The organism is Pedobacter hartonius, assembly GCF_900107535.1.
Lineage (GTDB): Bacteria > Bacteroidota > Bacteroidia > Sphingobacteriales > Sphingobacteriaceae > Pedobacter > Pedobacter hartonius.
This window is the reverse complement of record NZ_FNRA01000009.1, coordinates 20,657-37,148: the sequence shown is the minus strand read 5'-3', so window position 1 is coordinate 37,148 and position 16,492 is coordinate 20,657. Positions and strand designations below refer to the sequence as shown.

At 43.5% G+C, this 16,492-nt stretch carries 18 protein-coding genes; 9 read left to right on the top strand and 9 right to left on the bottom strand.

Going from position 1 to position 16,492, the window contains the following annotated elements; all coding sequences use genetic code 11:
• Nucleotides 1–52 precede the first annotated feature (52 nt).
• Nucleotides 53–1,066 (bottom strand): glutamine synthetase beta-grasp domain-containing protein, encoded by a 1,014-nt coding sequence (locus tag BLW16_RS15490; RefSeq protein ID WP_090558269.1) that lies wholly within the window; start codon nucleotides 1,064–1,066, stop codon nucleotides 53–55.
• Nucleotides 1,067–1,518: 452 nt separating this feature from the next.
• On the opposite strand from BLW16_RS15490, the gene BLW16_RS23530 reads away from it, so the two are divergent.
• The gene (locus tag BLW16_RS23530; protein WP_217631585.1) at nucleotides 1,519–2,043 is read left to right on the top strand and encodes a glycosyltransferase family protein; all 525 of its coding nucleotides are present in this window, start codon (nucleotides 1,519–1,521) and stop codon (nucleotides 2,041–2,043) included.
• A 17-nt stretch (nucleotides 2,044–2,060) separates the two neighbouring features.
• Nucleotides 2,061–2,819: a glycosyltransferase gene (locus BLW16_RS23525; RefSeq protein WP_217631584.1), complete on the top strand. Its 759-nt coding sequence runs from the start codon at nucleotides 2,061–2,063 to the stop codon at nucleotides 2,817–2,819.
• A 16-nt stretch (nucleotides 2,820–2,835) separates the two neighbouring features.
• On the opposite strand, the gene BLW16_RS23725 is transcribed toward BLW16_RS23525, so the two are convergent.
• Together BLW16_RS23725 and BLW16_RS23720 are read right to left on the bottom strand one after the other, a co-directional pair.
• The gene (locus BLW16_RS23725; RefSeq protein ID WP_175470595.1) at nucleotides 2,836–3,042 is read right to left on the bottom strand and encodes a hypothetical protein; all 207 of its coding nucleotides are present in this window, start codon (nucleotides 3,040–3,042) and stop codon (nucleotides 2,836–2,838) included.
• Nucleotides 2,960–3,166 carry an SDR family NAD(P)-dependent oxidoreductase gene (locus BLW16_RS23720; protein WP_175470598.1) on the bottom strand — a complete coding sequence of 69 codons (207 nt, stop codon included), beginning with the start codon at nucleotides 3,164–3,166 and terminating at the stop codon, nucleotides 2,960–2,962. The genes BLW16_RS23725 and BLW16_RS23720 overlap by 83 nt, the downstream gene beginning before the upstream one ends.
• A gap of 141 nt (nucleotides 3,167–3,307) precedes the next feature.
• Here BLW16_RS23720 and BLW16_RS15475 point away from each other — a divergent pair, with 141 nt between their 5' ends.
• From BLW16_RS15475 to BLW16_RS15465, 3 genes are all read left to right on the top strand, one after another.
• Complete coding sequence (locus BLW16_RS15475; RefSeq protein WP_090558591.1) at nucleotides 3,308–4,009, top strand: Sir2 family NAD-dependent protein deacetylase; 702 nt, start codon at nucleotides 3,308–3,310, stop codon at nucleotides 4,007–4,009.
• 135 nt (nucleotides 4,010–4,144) lie between these two features.
• Entirely contained in the window at nucleotides 4,145–5,026 is an 882-nt protein-coding gene (locus tag BLW16_RS15470; protein ID WP_090558268.1) for a universal stress protein, read from the top strand.
• Nucleotides 5,027–5,129: 103 nt separating this feature from the next.
• Nucleotides 5,130–5,663: a DUF2911 domain-containing protein gene (locus BLW16_RS15465; protein ID WP_217631583.1), complete on the top strand. Its 534-nt coding sequence runs from the start codon at nucleotides 5,130–5,132 to the stop codon at nucleotides 5,661–5,663.
• A gap of 102 nt (nucleotides 5,664–5,765) precedes the next feature.
• Here the strand turns inward: BLW16_RS15465 and BLW16_RS15460 are convergent, their stop codons facing one another.
• Nucleotides 5,766–6,338: an OmpH/Skp family outer membrane protein gene (locus BLW16_RS15460; protein WP_090558262.1), complete on the bottom strand. Its 573-nt coding sequence runs from the start codon at nucleotides 6,336–6,338 to the stop codon at nucleotides 5,766–5,768.
• A 414-nt stretch (nucleotides 6,339–6,752) separates the two neighbouring features.
• Between BLW16_RS15460 and BLW16_RS15455 the strand changes: the two genes are divergently transcribed.
• The 4 genes from BLW16_RS15455 to BLW16_RS15440 all read left to right on the top strand — a co-directional run bounded on the left by BLW16_RS15455 (nucleotide 6,753) and on the right by BLW16_RS15440 (nucleotide 9,350).
• Nucleotides 6,753–7,277 (top strand): protease, encoded by a 525-nt coding sequence (locus BLW16_RS15455; RefSeq protein WP_090558260.1) that lies wholly within the window; start codon nucleotides 6,753–6,755, stop codon nucleotides 7,275–7,277.
• A gap of 198 nt (nucleotides 7,278–7,475) precedes the next feature.
• Complete coding sequence (locus tag BLW16_RS15450; RefSeq protein ID WP_090558258.1) at nucleotides 7,476–7,928, top strand: carboxymuconolactone decarboxylase family protein; 453 nt, start codon at nucleotides 7,476–7,478, stop codon at nucleotides 7,926–7,928.
• 34 nt (nucleotides 7,929–7,962) lie between these two features.
• The gene (locus BLW16_RS15445) at nucleotides 7,963–8,316 is read left to right on the top strand and encodes a YciI family protein (protein WP_090558256.1); all 354 of its coding nucleotides are present in this window, start codon (nucleotides 7,963–7,965) and stop codon (nucleotides 8,314–8,316) included.
• A gap of 47 nt (nucleotides 8,317–8,363) precedes the next feature.
• Nucleotides 8,364–9,350 (top strand): RNA polymerase sigma factor, encoded by a 987-nt coding sequence (locus tag BLW16_RS15440; RefSeq protein WP_245735310.1) that lies wholly within the window; start codon nucleotides 8,364–8,366, stop codon nucleotides 9,348–9,350.
• 370 nt (nucleotides 9,351–9,720) lie between these two features.
• Here the strand turns inward: BLW16_RS15440 and BLW16_RS15435 are convergent, their stop codons facing one another.
• From BLW16_RS15435 to BLW16_RS15415, 5 genes are all read right to left on the bottom strand, one after another.
• Complete coding sequence (locus BLW16_RS15435; protein WP_090558253.1) at nucleotides 9,721–10,236, bottom strand: PRC-barrel domain-containing protein; 516 nt, start codon at nucleotides 10,234–10,236, stop codon at nucleotides 9,721–9,723.
• Nucleotides 10,237–10,435: 199 nt separating this feature from the next.
• Nucleotides 10,436–10,711, bottom strand: coding sequence for a tautomerase family protein (locus tag BLW16_RS15430; protein ID WP_090558251.1), 276 nt, complete (start codon nucleotides 10,709–10,711; stop codon nucleotides 10,436–10,438).
• A gap of 213 nt (nucleotides 10,712–10,924) precedes the next feature.
• Nucleotides 10,925–12,163 (bottom strand): cation:proton antiporter, encoded by a 1,239-nt coding sequence (locus BLW16_RS15425; protein ID WP_090558249.1) that lies wholly within the window; start codon nucleotides 12,161–12,163, stop codon nucleotides 10,925–10,927.
• Nucleotides 12,164–12,331: 168 nt separating this feature from the next.
• Nucleotides 12,332–13,075, bottom strand: a complete 744-nt coding sequence (locus tag BLW16_RS15420; protein ID WP_090558247.1) for a head GIN domain-containing protein — start codon at nucleotides 13,073–13,075, stop codon at nucleotides 12,332–12,334.
• Nucleotides 13,076–13,266: 191 nt separating this feature from the next.
• A complete protein-coding gene (locus BLW16_RS15415) occupies nucleotides 13,267–16,491 on the bottom strand; it encodes an error-prone DNA polymerase (protein ID WP_090558245.1) in 3,225 nt (1,074 codons plus the stop codon).
• Nucleotide 16,492 lies beyond the last annotated feature (1 nt).

Sequence of the window (16,492 nt, the reverse complement as noted above, 5' to 3'; positions counted from 1 at the left end):
AGGATATGTATTTTAGCGAACGGATCTTCGCTTTAAATACCTGTGAAAGAGCTTATACGTATACCTCAGCAGTTTTTACTGTTTTGATGATACGTGCTGCAACTTTATACGGATCGGCAGCAGAATTTGGACGGCGGTCTTCCAGGTAGCCTTTCCATCCTCTTTCTACGGTAGCAAGGGGAATACGGATAGAAGCACCGCGGTCTGACACACCGTAACTGAAATCATGGATAGAGGCAGTTTCGTGTTTACCTGTTAAACGCAGGTGGTTATCTGCACCATATACCTCTACGTGTTCGGACACTACCGGACGGAATGCTTCGCAGATGATATCGTAAACTTCTTTATTACCTGCTGTACGGAGTGTTGTATTGGAGAAGTTGGCATGCATACCTGAACCATTCCAGTCTAAACTGCCCAATGGTTTACAATGCCAGTTGATAGAAACGTTGTATTTTTCACCGATTCTTTCCAGCAAATAACGGGCTAACCAGATCTGGTCACCCGCTTCCTTTGCACCTTTCGCAAAGATCTGGAATTCCCATTGTCCGGCTGCAACCTCACCATTAATGCCTTCAACATTTAAGCCTGCATCTAAACATGCATCCAGGTGTTCCTCTACAATCTCTCTTCCAAACGCATTGTTTGCACCTACAGAGCAATAGTAAGGACCTTGCGGGCCAGGAAAACCTGATGCAGGGAAACCTAAAGGTTTGTTTGTAGCAGGATCCCATAGGAAATATTCCTGTTCAAAACCAAACCAGAAATCATTATCATCATCTTCAATAAGTGCCCGGCCGTTTGATTCATGACGGGCGCCGGTTGAATCCAGTACCTCGCACATCACCAGATAACCATCTTTCCGTTGCGGATCTTTAACCATATACACTGGTTTTAAAACGCAGTCTGACGAACCTCCTGGTGCCTGTTCTGTAGATGAACCGTCAAAACTCCAGTTTGCTACGTCTTCTAATTTTCCGCTAAAATCTTTTTCTATTTTTGTTTTACTGCGCAGGCTTTGTGTAGGTTTATAACCATCAAGCCAGATGTACTCTAGTTTTGCCATTAGTTAATTCTTAATAATTGTCTTCGTTTCTTGATAAATTATTCGCTAGCAAATGTGGGAATTGGAATAAAGATGCCATATCCCCAAATGTGTGGATCTTTTTTTATCTTAGTCTTCCCGATTTTCATTTTTATTTCAATAATTATCACATTTCACAATATTAATTTGTAATTCATATGTTTAAAGAATGATTTTTATCATATTTAAACATACAAATGACAATTATTTGAAAAATAATTATTTATAATCCCCGGAAATAGTTGGTAATGTAGCCCCTGCCATAAAAATACTGACTATTTTTTTGCAATGAGCAAATGATTCTTTGTTTAATAAGGTGTTTTTGATAAATAATGCCGGTATACCGCTCGAAACCGGAAACATGAACCCACTTTTTTGGGGATATATAATAGGGATTATAAACCGGATTTTGCTTGGAACAAATTATAAATTGTATGGATTTACAACTTAAAGGGAAAAAGATTTTATTCTCTACTGTACCAGGTGACGGACACTTTAACCCGCTTACCGGATTAGCTGCATATTTAAAAAAATCCGGCTGTGACGTACGCTGGTATGTCTCTTCAATATTTAGTTCAAAACTAAAAAACCTGGATATTCCGCACTATCCTTTTGATAAAGCATTGGATATATATGGTCAGAATCTTAAAGAAGTATTTCCCGAAAGGGAAAAGATCACAGATGTGATGGCTAAACTCGAATTTGATATGACGATTGTAGGAGACTGTGCACCGCAATATCTTGAAGATATTTCTACTATATATGAATCTTTCAAATTTGACATCATGATCTCTGATTGCTTTTTTAGCGCAATCCCACTCGTAAAACACATATTAAAAGTGCCGGTAATCGCTATCGGTGTACTTCCTCTGTGCGAAAATTCCATTGATCTGGCACCATATGGGATGGGTTTAATGCTCCCCAAAACGAAGATCAACGCCAGAAGTATGCAGATTTGATAGATCTGGCCAAAAACGTGCTCTTCAAAAATTCTATCGACAAGTATTCGTCCATGCTGGATGAATATGGTATTCCTCATAAAAAATCAGTAATCTTCGATCTGCTTATTAAACAGGCAGACCTTTTCCTGCAGATAGGTGCGCCGGGTTTTGAATATAAACGCAGTGACAGAAGCGCGAATGTCCGTTTTATAGGTGCATTGCTTCCTGCCAATGCAAAAGGCAGCGGAAAAGCGTGGTTTGATGAAAGGCTGAACAGGTACAAAAAGGTTATCCTTGTTACTCAGGGCACGGTGGAACCTGATATGAATAAGTTAATTATACCTACCCTTGAAGCGTTTAAAGGTACAGATGTATTGGTCATTGCAGCTACAGGCGGGCATGATACAAGTACACTGAAAGAACGGTTTCCTGATGAAAATCTGATCATTGAAGATTATCTGTCGTTTGACGCGGTAATGCCTTTTGTACAAGTATATGTGACCAACGGAGGTTATGGAGGTGTAATGCTGGCTATTAAACATAAACTGCCGGTTGTTGCAGCCGGGATTCATGAAGGCAAGAGTGAAATTTGTGTCCGTATCGGATACTTTAATTATGGTATCAACCTGAATACACAATTGCCGGAATCACAGCATATCAAAGCGGCAGTGCAGGAGGTATTGAAAAATAGCCTATACAGGAACAATGTCTCCCGCTTAGCTGCCGAATTAAATAACTACGACTCAAATTCACTTTGTGCTGAATATATTCAGGAACTTACTGCTGCAATTTGATGTTATAAAATTTGATTTATTTTCCCCTAAGCGCCAGCAATCCTGCAGCGGTGAACAGCAGCAACCCGGCGGCGAAATATTTTCGGTGAGCCTTGGGTTTGCCCGGTAATCCCCAGCTTCCGTAAACTACCAGGTTGATCTCAATGATCTGATGATGTACAGCCATCGGGGTTTCTTCGAACAGCCCTGCCGTCAGAAGTCCGGCATTCCTCTGCAACCTCATTTAAAGCGTCATTATTTCTTGCAGCCAGTACAAGGTTAGGCTGCTGTAAAGCAAATTCTAAGGATATTGCTTTACCAGCGCCGCTGGAGGCACCGGTAATTACTATAGTTTTATCTTTAAGCAAGTCAACAGGTTTTGATTTTTTAACCAGTAAGATGCCTTAATGTTTTAAAGAATGTAGCAAAAATAGAATCGTCACATCAAACTGTTTATTGAGAATGACTAAATTAGTAATAATTTGGGAGATCATAGAATGATTGAAAAAATGAAGAAACTTGTGGTATTAACAGGCGCCGGCATTAGTGCCGAAAGCGGGTTACAGACGTTCAGGGATAAGGGCGGCTTATGGGAAGGGTATAATATAGAAGATGTTGCCACCCCTGAAGCCTGGCAGCGCAATCCGGATCTGGTACAGCGATTTTATAATGAACGCCGCAAAGGCGTGCTCGAAGCGGAACCCAATGCCGCCCATAAGGCACTTGCAGCTCTACAAAAGAACTTTGATGTTCAGATCATCACACAAAATATTGATGACCTGCATGAGAGGGCGGGCTCAGTAAATGTATTGCACCTGCATGGCATAATTACCCGCTCACAGTCAGATTTTGACCCCGCTGTCACATATCCTATCGATGGCTGGGAGATTAAGGCGGCTGACCTTTGCGAATACGGGTTGCCTTTGCGCCCGCACGTGGTATGGTTTGGAGAGGCCGTGCCCAATCTGCAGATCGCGGCAGAACTCTGCGCAGAAGCCGCTATTTTTGCGGTCATTGGAACCAAACTGGCAGTTTATCCGGCTGCAGGGCTGATTGACTATGTACCTGATGACGTAATCAGGTATGTGATTGATCTGGATATCCCTTATGTGAGGGGAGGAGCGCTCGTCAGGAAAATTGAAGCCCCTGCTACAGTAGGAGTTCCGGTAATGGTAGCAGAGCTGATGGACAGCAATGAGCAGCTACAATAGCTGTAATCTCGGCTATACAATTATAAATGCTTTTTTTTCGGTGGGTGTTGGTCATGTATTATCATGATGGATATCATTTTTTGAGCCCCTTTGGTTGCTGAACTTTATACCTGAACAGTAATACCAGCGGATAACATGAAAAAAATATTAGTACCCACCGACTTCTCCAAGCCAGCTTTTAATGCAGCTAAATATGCTTTGCACATTGCCGAAAATATCAAGGCAAATCTTGAGTTTTGCCATGCGATGTTCGTACCTGCGGAAACACCGCTGACAGCACAGGTATCCTGGCCTATGGAAGATTCTACTGTAATTAAAAAGGAAGCTGCCATGGAATTCAGGTTACTTGTTGATAGGCTAAAGAAGGAGCGGAGCCGGCCCGAAGTACCTGGAGATCCGCATCCGGTAATTAGCTGGAGCACTGAAACGGGCGGCGTAGTAAGTGTGGTCAGTAAACTGGCGGACAGGCAAAATGTTAATCTCGTGGTGATGGGCGTATCAGGAGCCAGTCACCTGAGCAGGTTCTTTCTGGGAAGTAACAGCTTTGACATGATCAATAAAGCTGAATTTCCTGTTCTGCTCATTCCACAGGAGGCTGAGTTCAGGGGAATCCGGAAGATTGCTTTCGCAACCGATCTTAGTGTTAAGGATATTGATATAATCCACTTACTGGCGGGTTTAGCGGCGCAATTCGATGCAGAGATCCTCATTACCCATGTCACCACCGAAAGAATAGAGCAGAAGCACCAGCAAAAAATAGATGCCTTTTTGAGCGAAATCACCGGTAAGGTCAATTATCATAAGATATATTACAGGGATGTCAGGTATAAAAATGTAAACTCCGGACTGAATTGGCTGATAGAAAACATAGACCTGGATATGCTGGTCATGGTACACCGGCAGCATGGCTTTTTTGCCGGACTGATCAAAAGCAGCCATACACAGCAACTTGCCAGATACAGCAGTATTCCATTGCTTGTATTTCCGGAAGCTAAAGGCGCAATCGCTTGTTTTTGAGGTACAGGTGTAGAAATGTTTTTTAAATAAATGCACGGTATCAACTGGTTTTTGATTTTATTTATTTAATTTCAGTGTAATAAATAAACTGAACCATATGAAAATGAGTAGCTTAAAAAAAACATCCATGTTAGCCCTGCTGATCATGCTGTTGTCTCAAACAATTTTTGCACAGGCCGTTAAGCCAGAACGCACAAGCCCGGCCACAGTTGCCAAAGGAGCGATCAATGGCGCCGCCGTAACAATCAGTTACAGCAGCCCTGCAGTAAAAGGAAGAAAGATATGGGGAGAGCTTGTTCCCTATGATAAAACCTGGCGGGCCGGTGCCAATGAAGCAACAATCTTTGAAACGGATAAACCTTTGAAGATCCGGGGACAGAGCCTTCCGGCAGGGAAATATAGCCTGTATGCTGTTCCAGGCGAAAAATCCTGGAAAATAATATTTAATTCTGAGACAGGCCAGTGGGGCATCAAACGTGGTGGCGAGACCACTGCTGATCCGGCAAAAAATGTTTTAACAGTAATGGCAAAGCCCATGAAATCGGCCTCTTTTAATGAACGCCTCACGTATGTGATCTCCAAAAGCGGATTTGAACTGTTGTGGGAAAACCTGGCTGTTCCGGTTAACTTCAAGTGAGTTAATCAAAAAGGGAAGAAACATTTCTTCCCTTTTTTTATTCCGGCGGGCGGCGTATGCTGTGTATGGTGCGGAGCATGGACCAGCTAATCGCTTGATTAATTAAGATTTTTTTGCAGCAGCAGGGCCTGCAGCAATACCGAGTTTTGCTTTCACAGCAGCGGTAACGTCAATTCCGTTCTCCCATGCCAGTATATTATTGGAACCCTGTTGTGAAAAACTGTCAAATACATATGCAATGCCTTTTTCTTTCGCCACAGCCCTCACTGCAGTAATGAATTTTGTTTGCAAAGGTCCCATCAGCTCCCCTTGTTTAGCAACCATTTCCTGCTGTGCAGTCTGGGTAGCCTGATCAATACCTTTTTTAATGCCTTCAAGTTCAGTTTCCATAGCCTGCAGTTCTTTACCTACGGTTTCCTTATTTGTTTCACTTAAGGTTTTATTCTTTGCCACCGCGGCATTGTACTTCGTGGAATAATCACTTTGCATTTTTTCTATCTGTGCCTGTTTGGTCTTTTGAAGAGATTCCAGGGTGGTTGATACGGCTCTGGCTTCCGGCATGCTTGTAAATATTTCCTGAGAATTCAGATGTGCGATTTTCTGTTGAGCGTTTACAGCATGGGCTGAAAATAATAATACGGCTGCGGTAAAAGATACCTTGATAAATTTTTTCATAGTACTGGATTTTAATAGTTGATTCTTCACCTCTCTCGGCCTGCAAAGTATCTTTGCAGCAAAATTAAGGGGAAGATATATTAAAAGAACTTACAAATTGGCATTATGTTGTACCGCAAGGCAGCAATGTAACTACGAGTATTTTTAATTATACAAATTGATAAAAAGTTAATCCAAAGGTCATTTTTATGTCGATATTACCCTAATAACATCAACGTCGTTTCTTGCCGCTGCAACGGGAAAAACCCATAATTTCCGTATAAAAAATTTCATTTGAGGATAGAACTGGCAGAAAAAGAATATTTTTGTACAGTGAAGCTAACAAGATAATATAATTATTGAGCCCACAAAGGCAATAATTATGTTATTCAGCAAAGGCTCTATCTGACAAGTAAACAACAATAAAATAAATAGATGAAAAACTTAAAATACATAGTTCCTGCCGCACTACTGGCACTTTCTTCCTGCAGCCCCTCCACACGGACAGCAGCAGACAATACCGTTAAAGCAGATTCTGCAGGTAGTCAGAGCAGCCCTCCGTCTGAACAAATTGGTTTGTTTGCAAAAATGTCAATTCGAGATACCATCAAATCTGGCGAGCTGATACAGCTGAAATTCACGGTGTACAATACTGCTGACAGTGTTCAGCAATTTTGTAAATGGCATACTCCTTTTGAGCCTCTGATGAGCAAATACCTTGATGTTAAAGATGAAAATGGTGAGGAAGTGAATTACAAAGGGGCGATGGCCAAAAGAATCATGCCGCCACCTGCAAGCAGTTATCTGAAGATAAATCCTAAGGACAGCCTTTCTGCTGATGTTGATTTAGCTAAAGCTTATGCAATTACAAAACCGGCAAAGTATACAGTTGTTTATAACAGTCAGAATATGAGTGGCCTGATCGTTAAAGATAGCGTTACCTTCGTTTACGCCAAATAACAAAGCGTGTTTAACTTGATATTCCACCTGGAATATCAAGTTTCAATTCCACCTTCCTAGTCGCAATCAATTCAACATCAATACTACTATTGCTGGTTCCCCTGCGTAACATAAACAATAATAAAAATATTTTGGTTAATTTGTCCAATTCGGAACACCCGGTTGTCATTAGGTTTTAACAATTAAAATTCAAATCTAATGGAACAGAGAATCAACGTCCACGAGAAAGGACAAAATGGATTGAAACCGCTTTACGCTATGGGTGCATACCTGAAAAAATCATCTCTTGATGGGAAGCTTGTAGAACTGGTTTTATTCAGAGTGTCACAAATTAATGGCTGTGCCTATTGTCTCGATATGCACTCGAAGGATGCACGTGCCAAAGGTGAAACTGAACAGCGTTTGTATGGTTTAAGTGCGTGGCATGAAACCCCTTATTACAGCCCAACTGAACGGGCTGCACTGGCTTGGGCCGAAGCCGTTAACAAATGTAATGTGCCTGACGATGTTTACAGGGAAGCAAAAGAACAATTTACCGATGAAGAATTGATTGATCTTACTTTTGCCGTGACCACAATAAATACCTGGAACCGTCTGAACTTTGCATTTCCTAATATACCAGGAACTTACCAGGTGGGACAATTTGGCTAAATGATCATTTAATAACATTCAATATCACATCAAAATGAACGAATTCTTACTAATATTCCGCAGGGACTATGTTTCCAAAGACGGACAGCCATCGCCGGAACAACTGCAAAATTCTATTAAGCCCTGGCAGGACTGGCTCGGTGGAATCGCAGCGCAGGATAAACTTGCAAGACCGCTCCAGCGATGGGACGGAGAAGGCAGGATAGTTAAACAAAATAAAAGTATAACCAATGGGCCTTATGCCGAAATTAAAGAAGCCATAGGTGGTTTAATTATCATCAAAGCTGCAGACTATGAGGAGGCTGCAGAGATTGCAAAAGGTTGCCCGATATTACAGCTGGGAGGGAACGTGGAGATACGGATGGCTGTTTCAGCAGACAGTCATTAATACTGAAATTGCCTTTGTGTTCGCGCAAAGGCAATTTTATAATAAATATGAAAGAAAGAGAACTTTTACCGGATCTGTTCAGAACAGAATACAGAAAGATAGTTTCAGTGCTTTGCTATTTGTTTGGTATAGAACATATTGAAATAGCCGAAGACATCGTCAGCGATACTTTTCTCTCTGCCACAGAATTATGGAGCCTAAAGGGAATACCCGAAAATCCAACGGCATGGCTGTATACCGTAGCCAAAAACAAAACGAAAAACTATCTCAAAAGGAATTCACTTTTTGAGCAAAAGCTTTCGGCTGAGATACGCTACAAGGCAGCAAAAACTGAAGAAATTGAGATTAATCTTTCCGCTAAAAATATTGCTGACAGCCAGTTGGCAATGATTTTCACCGTTTGTGATCCCTGCATTCCCAATGAAGCACAGGTGGCCCTCGCGCTGAACCTGCTTTGTGGCTTTGGGATCCAGGAAATAGCAGATGCATTCCTGACGAATAAGGAAGTGATCTATAAAAGGATAAACCGGGCCAAAGAAAAACTCAAGGCTGCAAATATAAAAATAGAACAGCCTGCGCTAAGAGAAATCAGCAACAGGCTGGAAACTGTGCTGACAACCTTATACCTGTTATTTTCCGAAGGTTATTATTCAATTTCTCAGAACACTACATTGCGCAAAGGCCTTTGTGCAGAGGCAATGCGGCTAAATTACTTGCTGATTGAAAATGATACCACAAATAAACCGGCCGTAAATGCATTGCTGTCCCTTATGTGTTTCCATTCCTCAAGATTTGACGCGCGAACCGATGAACATGGCGAAACCATCCTGTACCAGGATCAGGATGAAACACGCTGGAACAGGGAGCTTATTGAAAAGGGGACATACTTTTTAAACCAGGCCTCGACAGGTGATCAATTATCAAAGTATCATCTGGAAGCCGGTATTGCTTACTGGCATACCCAAAAAGAAGATACCAACGAAAAGTGGGAGAGTATCCTGGATCTCTATAATCAGCTGCTGATTTTGGAATAGTCGTCCATAGCGGCTTTAAACAGAACCTTTGCCCTGGCCAGAACGAAGGGCAAAGAAGAAGCCATTGCCGAAGCGGAAAAACTAAACCTTAAAGACAACCATCTGTATTATTCGCTACTGGGCAATCTTTATACCGGCCTCGACAGTAAAAAAGCGCTTCAACATTTTGAAATTGCGTTGAAACTGGCCTTTTCCGCTGCAGATAAATCTATCATTAGCAGGAATATCGAGCACCTTAAATCACCTGATCAAATCCGGGCAACCACTAAGCTGAAAAAGTAAGAAAGCTGCAGTCTGTGAAGTACCGGAACCGCCAGGAATGACCATTCGTGCTGGAATAACTTTAATGGATCACCTGAGAGGCATCGGTTTACATGATCTGCCCAGGCTCTAGTCCGTCTTTACCTGGCGGATTCCGGTTGTATCCCTCATCGCTGAAATGGGTATGATTATAAAAATCATCTTCAGGATTATGTTTATAATTCATTACCGCCACAACATGTTCCGCGGTGCCGGTCAATACGTCCCGGATCTGCAGTTCTTTCAATGGGCTCATCTTTCCGCTTTCATAGGCCGGCAGAAAGGACAGTTTTGAAGAGATGGCCTCTGTTAACAGCACTTCATCTTTATCTCCCTTCAGTGTGACCAGTCCGATCGGGATCAGCACCATCTTCTCCTCATCTAATTCATATCCTTCCAGGCTGGTAATGATATATCTTACTCTCAGCGCCTCCCTGTCAAATATCAGGTCATATACATCGCCGATATAGTCGCCCAGAGAGTCATATATTTCCCAGCCGGTAATATCTGGCTGATGATCTGCAATTTCAAAATCACTGCCGCCCAGTTCTTCGAGGCGGTCATTTGTATAGTCATCTGGTTCCATAGCTTTTCGGTTTATAAACGAACAACTGATACCGATATTAGTTTTAATGTTTACAGATGCAAATCAGACAGGGGAGACATGGCGTGTTAATTATTACTGGTCTGGAAACGGGGGTTCATAGTTTCCAGGAGGCCTTTTTGATATTTCTGCATACTGTATACTAACAAGAAGGTCTCCGGCATGACCTGAACATTCTCATTCAGCAGGAGCACAACCCGGCCGAAAATGCCTGCTGCAAAACAACTGTTTGTTCAGGGGCAAGAATATCAAGCAGCATAATATTGTCTGTGTTGCTGACCCCTTCATAATTCTTTTCGAATATTGGTTCATCTGGCTCCAGCTGCTGAATGATCCGGAATATATTTTCTTCCCCGTTGTCATATGATCTTCCAAGTGTATTGTGAACAGCATCGGCAATAGCTGTTAAATAGTCCGGGAGCTTTCCTTTGATAAGGGCAATACGAATTACACACATAATTATCCTCCTTACTTGTTAAAATTCATACAAATACATTTGGTATTCCGGGTTGAGTTAATTTCCAGGCAGGTACTAAAGTATTTTTTTGTTTTTCACTGGTTTGAAGATTGTTAGCTTAAGTAACGTAATATATTTTGCTTCGGTGGTAATTATTCTTTCAAATGGCAAAATAGGTAGTTGAAATGACAGGAATGACAATGTTAACGTTGATTAATCAACCAGCTTGTTCACTACTTGGTTGAGCGTCAGACCCTGAACAACGATCGAGAAGATCACGATAATATAACTTACCGAGACAATCATTGGTTTGAATTCAGAGAAGGGAAGTGACAATGCCAGCGCGACGGAAATTCCTCCTCTCAGTCCGGCCCAAATGATAATGCCGATCCTCTTGTAAGGTATTTCCAGTGTCCGCCGCAACAGAATTGCCGGAAGGGTGATGCTTATGCCACGTGCCAGCAGTACGAATACAATCGCCAGGATACTGATCAGCCAGTAGGCGCTGTAAAAATGTATGCTTACTATCTGCAAGCCTATCATCACGAACAATATCGTATTGAGAAGGTCGTCAATCAATCCCCAGATCTTGTCTACCAGACCCTTGATATGGCTGGAGCTCTCAGACTCACCCAGTTCAATATTACTCAGCATCAGCCCTGCAATTACTGCTGCCAGCGGTATAGACACATGAAGAAGGCTTCCCAGTACAGAAATACCCATCACCATTGATATCGTGATCATCAGTATGATTTGTAGCTCACCCGCTTTTTTGATCAGTAGTATGCAGAGAAATCCGGATGCCAGGCCAAGAGCAAGACCGCCAAATACTTCCTGGGCAAACAACTGCAGGGTATGCGACCAGGTAAAGACTACATCCGTATTTTCTGTAAGTTCACGCAGTGTGACGAAAAGGAGGATACCCACGCCATCGTTAAATAAGGACTCGCCGCCAATAATCGTTTCCAGTGAATTCGGGATCTTTGATTTTTTCAGGATCGACAATACCGCGACGGGATCCGTGGGAGAGATCAGTGCCCCAAAAAGCAGGCAGTACAGAATCGGAATATCTATACCAAAGAACGGCAGCGTCCAGTAAAACAAGAATCCAAATATCGTTGTAGAGCCAATCACACCTACTGTACTCAGGATCAGTACCGGTATCTTATGGGTTTTGAGCTTTTCAAAATCGAAATGCAGCGCGCTGGCAAACAGGAGGAAGGCCAGCATTACATCCAGAAGGGTTCTGGTAAAATCTATACTTGAAGAGAGCTCCCTGATGAAACTATACACCAGAGGAAATGACTTTCCTGCAATTAAAATCATGATTGACAGTACAATGGCGATAACCATGATCCCAATAGTGCCCGGAAGTTTCACATACCGGTGATTGATGTAGGATATAATTGAACTAATGGTAAAAAGTAAAGTGATCGTTGTAAAAATATCCATCGGCTAGTTGAAAAGTATAAAGTTAATTCGTTATTTCGCTGCGTTTCATGCTACCATTCAACGTTCAGCATATTGTTCCACTTTTTGTGCCACCTTTTCAGAAAACAGGCAGAATGATCATTTTTTTCTACATTTTTTTAGACCAGGACTATTGCAGCAGAATCCGCATTAATCAATTTTGTAGACCTGAAGTTTACCAATAGTAATGCCCTTTTGTATTTCCGGGTTACCTTTATATCCGATTTTGGCCTCTCCAAAAGCAGTAACTTTAATTTTTTTGGATACATTTAAATTTAACTCCGTTTCTCCATACAGCGTTGCCCTGGTGATGCTGTTATTTACCGCAAGGGCATTCACTTTGCTTTCGCCATAGGCAGTGAATTTCTGTTCGGTTATCTCTCCCGATTTCAGCTCGAGATAACTTTCCCCATATATCGTGGTATGCATTTCCTTAAGCCTGACCTCATCAAAATAAATTTTAGATTCACCATAAATTGTGAGGTCAAAATTTTCCTGGTCCAGCTTGCTCTTTATTGTGATCGTTTCCTCGCCCCGCACAGAAAGTTCCTTCAGCGTTTGATATGAAATAGCAACCGTCAGAACGGTTCCCTTATAGATGGGATTTTTAACATCGCGCCCGTTTTCATTCAGCTTTTCATTTTTAGTAACCTCCCTGGCGCCCTCCAGATAAACGCGCAGGGTTTTACCATTTAATTCTATATGTACTTTATCCCGGCTCACTGAATTACTTTGAATCGTAACACTTTCCTTATCACCTTTGGTCAAAGTGGCCTGTACATGCGGACTAACGATTACTTTCTCAAAATGCTCAACAGGGTTCAGTTCCTGGGCTATAGTGTTTTCTAAAGTAAGCAAAGTAAATGCTGCAGTGAAAAATAGAAATCTGTTCATGTTTGTAGGGTAAAGTGTATATAATTATTTATCTGTTAATTTCATCTCTGCAAATACAATAGTTTTGCCATTTACAAATAAAAGCATAAGGCATTGAAAGTTAATATGATAAGATAAATTAATACTTTCGGCTGTTCAATAACGGACAAAATCGCGTCCATAAACGAACAGTGGATTTTGCTGCGCTCACTCTATTTAAAATCCCTTGATGCCGGGAAGATCTCAGGTTGTGTAGCAGTTCTTACCTGCTTCCGCTTGTCTGCATTCGGAAAAGGAGCCCTTTCATCCGTATTTGATAAATTAACTGTTGGCAAATCTTTATATGCTGCCGGAGTAAGCCCCTGTAAAAGACCGGAAAGGTCAAAACAGCGTTTCACAACCACATGGACAACCTCGTCTTCGCGCTGCAGTTTCCCTTCCACCATCAGTAGTTTCGATTGAAGGACTTCCTTCCTGTACTCATGAAACAGGTTTTTAAATACCACCAGGTTGGCAATCCCGTCTTCATCTTCTAAGGTAATAAAACATATCCCGCCGGCGGTACCCGGCCTTTGCCTCACCAGTACTAAGCCGGCCACCTTAATAAATGCGCCATCCTTCACATCCGTAAGTTCCTTCGTAGACAGGACGTGCAGCAGGCGTAGCTGCTCCCTTAAAAAACTCAGCGGATGTGCCTTTAAAGACAGGGAAGTAGCGGCGTAATCCTGAACAACGTTCTCCGAAGCCGTCATCAGCGGTAAGGAAACCTGCGCCTCAGTTGTGCTTGCCGAAGGTTGCCCGGCAAATAGGACAATGGGCTTATCGGCCAGTGCCGTTACCTCCCATAATGCTTCACGGCGGTCCAGTCCCAATGATCCGAATGCGTCTGCATCGGCCAGTTTTTCAAGGGCTGACAGTGATACCCCCGCATCCAGCAGCGAATGTATCGTTGTATATTTTGAAGAACGTCCATTTACCAGTGCTGCAATATCAGTTTCAGAAACACCATTGACCTGACGGAATCCAAGGCGCAGCGCAAAGAACTCTCCGGATTTCTCTTCCAGCAGGTTGTCCCATGTGGAATAATTGATATCCGCAGGCCGTACCTCAACCCCGTGTTTCCTGGCATCGGTGATGATCTGCGCCGGCTGGTAAAAGCCCATGGGCATGCTGTTGAGGAGGGATGCGGCAAAAACATCGGGCTGATAACATTTGATCCAGGAAGAGACATATACCAGCAGCGCAAAACTAACGGCATGGCTTTCCGGGAAACCATAACTGCCGAATCCTTCCAGCTGCTTGAAAACGCGCATGGCAAAATTTTTCTCATAACCTTTTGCCACCATGCCATCCACCAGTTTGCGTTCAAACTTTGTAACTTGTCCCTGAAGTTTAAACGTAGCCATGCTGCGGCGCAGTTCATCCGCTTCGGCAGGGGTAAAGCCCGCGGCAACAATGGCAATCTTCATGGCCTGCTCCTGGAAAAGAGGTACACCTAAAGTTCGGTGTAAGATTTTTTCCAGTTCAGGTGACGGATATGTAACTTTTTCCTCATCATTTCTGCGCCGTAAATAGGGGTGCACCATGTCTCCCTGGATTGGTCCCGGCCTCACAATGGCTACCTCGATCACCAGGTCATAAAAACATTTGGGGCGGAGCCTTGGCAGCATAGACATCTGCGCGCGGCTTTCGATCTGGAAAACCCCCAGGGTATCCGCATGACTGATCATCTCATACACCTTAGGGTCATCCTGTTTAATATTGGCCAGTGTAAGGTCAAGGTTGTAGTGTTTTTTTGCCAGGTCAAATGCCTTGCGGATACAGGTAAGCATGCCCAGCGCCAGCACATCGATCTTCAGGAAGCCAAGGGCATCAATATCATCTTTATTCCATTCTATGTTCGTGCGGTTGTCCATACGTGCATTCAGGATAGGGCAAAGATCTGACAGTTTACCCTGTGTAATCACAAACCCACCGGTATGCTGGCCCAGCTGGCGTGGAAAGCCAGTCATCTGGCCGGTCAGCTCCAGTACCTTGCGCAGGTGGGGGTCATCAGGATTTAGTCCCTGCTCCAAGATGCGCTCCGGTTCAAACCACTCATCAGTGAACTTCCAGATGGCACCGGAAAGACGGTTAACGGTATCTACAGACAGTCCCATTGCTTTGCCCACATCACGGATGGCGCCCTTCTGGTGCTGTTGGGTAACCGTAGCTACGATTGCTGCCCGGTCGCGCCCGTACTTGGTATAAATATACTGGATCACCTCCTCCCGGCGTTCATGCTCAAAATCCACATCAATATCCGGCGGCTCATTACGTGCCGAAGAGATGAAACGCTCAAACAGGAGGTCGAATTTGGTGGGGTCTACAGAAGTGATGCCCAGGCAATAACAGATGGTAGAATTTGCTGCAGAGCCCCGTCCCTGGCAGAGGATTCCTTTTTCCCTTGCAAAACGCACAATATCATATACGGTCAGGAAATAAGGGGCATAGTTCATCTCCTTTATAAAGGAAAGTTCATAATTGATGGCCGTAGAAATCTTCTCCGGTATGCCGTTCGCAAAATGTTCTTTTGCGCCCTGCCAACTCAGCATAGTCAGTTCTTCCTGCGGGGTACGGCCTCCGGTAGTCAGCTCCTCAGGGTATTCGTATTTCAAACTGCCGAGTGAAAACAGGCAGGCATCGGCAATGTCCTGTGCATGCCTGATCGCTTCAGGGTACTGACTAAACAGGCGGATCATTTCAGGAATAGGTTTAAGGTGGCGCTCTGCATTCTGGTGCAGCCTGAAACCAGCGGTATAGATGGTACATTTTTCCCTTACACAGGTTAAAATATCCTGCAGCTCACGGCGTTCGGGATGATGGTAATGTACATCGTTGGTGGCTGCCATGGGGATGTCCAACGTTTCGGAGAGTTGTGACAGCCTGAACAGCCTTTTGTGGTCGTCACCCTGGTAAGAGCGGATAGCCGCCAGGTAGAGCGACTTACCTAAGGCTTCCCTGTAAACCTGCAGCTGCTGCCTGAATGCAGGGTCAAAATCGAAATCTGCACTTAATACTGATGGAGGGATTGCAATAAATTTCATTCCTGCTGCATGTTGGAACACATCTGCCTGATACAGGTGGCAGTCGCCTTTTTCGGCGCGCAGGTTCCCGGTAGTCAGCAATGCCGAAAGCCTGGTGTAAGCCTCTTTATCCGTAGGGTAGGCCAGTAGCGGCGGTCCGTCCAGCAGGTCCAGCCGGGCGCCGGGAATAATCCTGATGGGTTTTCCTTTTGCGGCGGCATAGGCACGCACTACACCGGCAAGCGTATTCCGGTCAGTAATGGCAATTTTGGTATAGCCAAAATTAAGGGCCTGCTGCACGAGTTCTTCGGGGTGCGAGCCTCCTCTCAGAAAGCTGAAGTTGCTGGTAACCTGTAATTCTGTATAACTCATC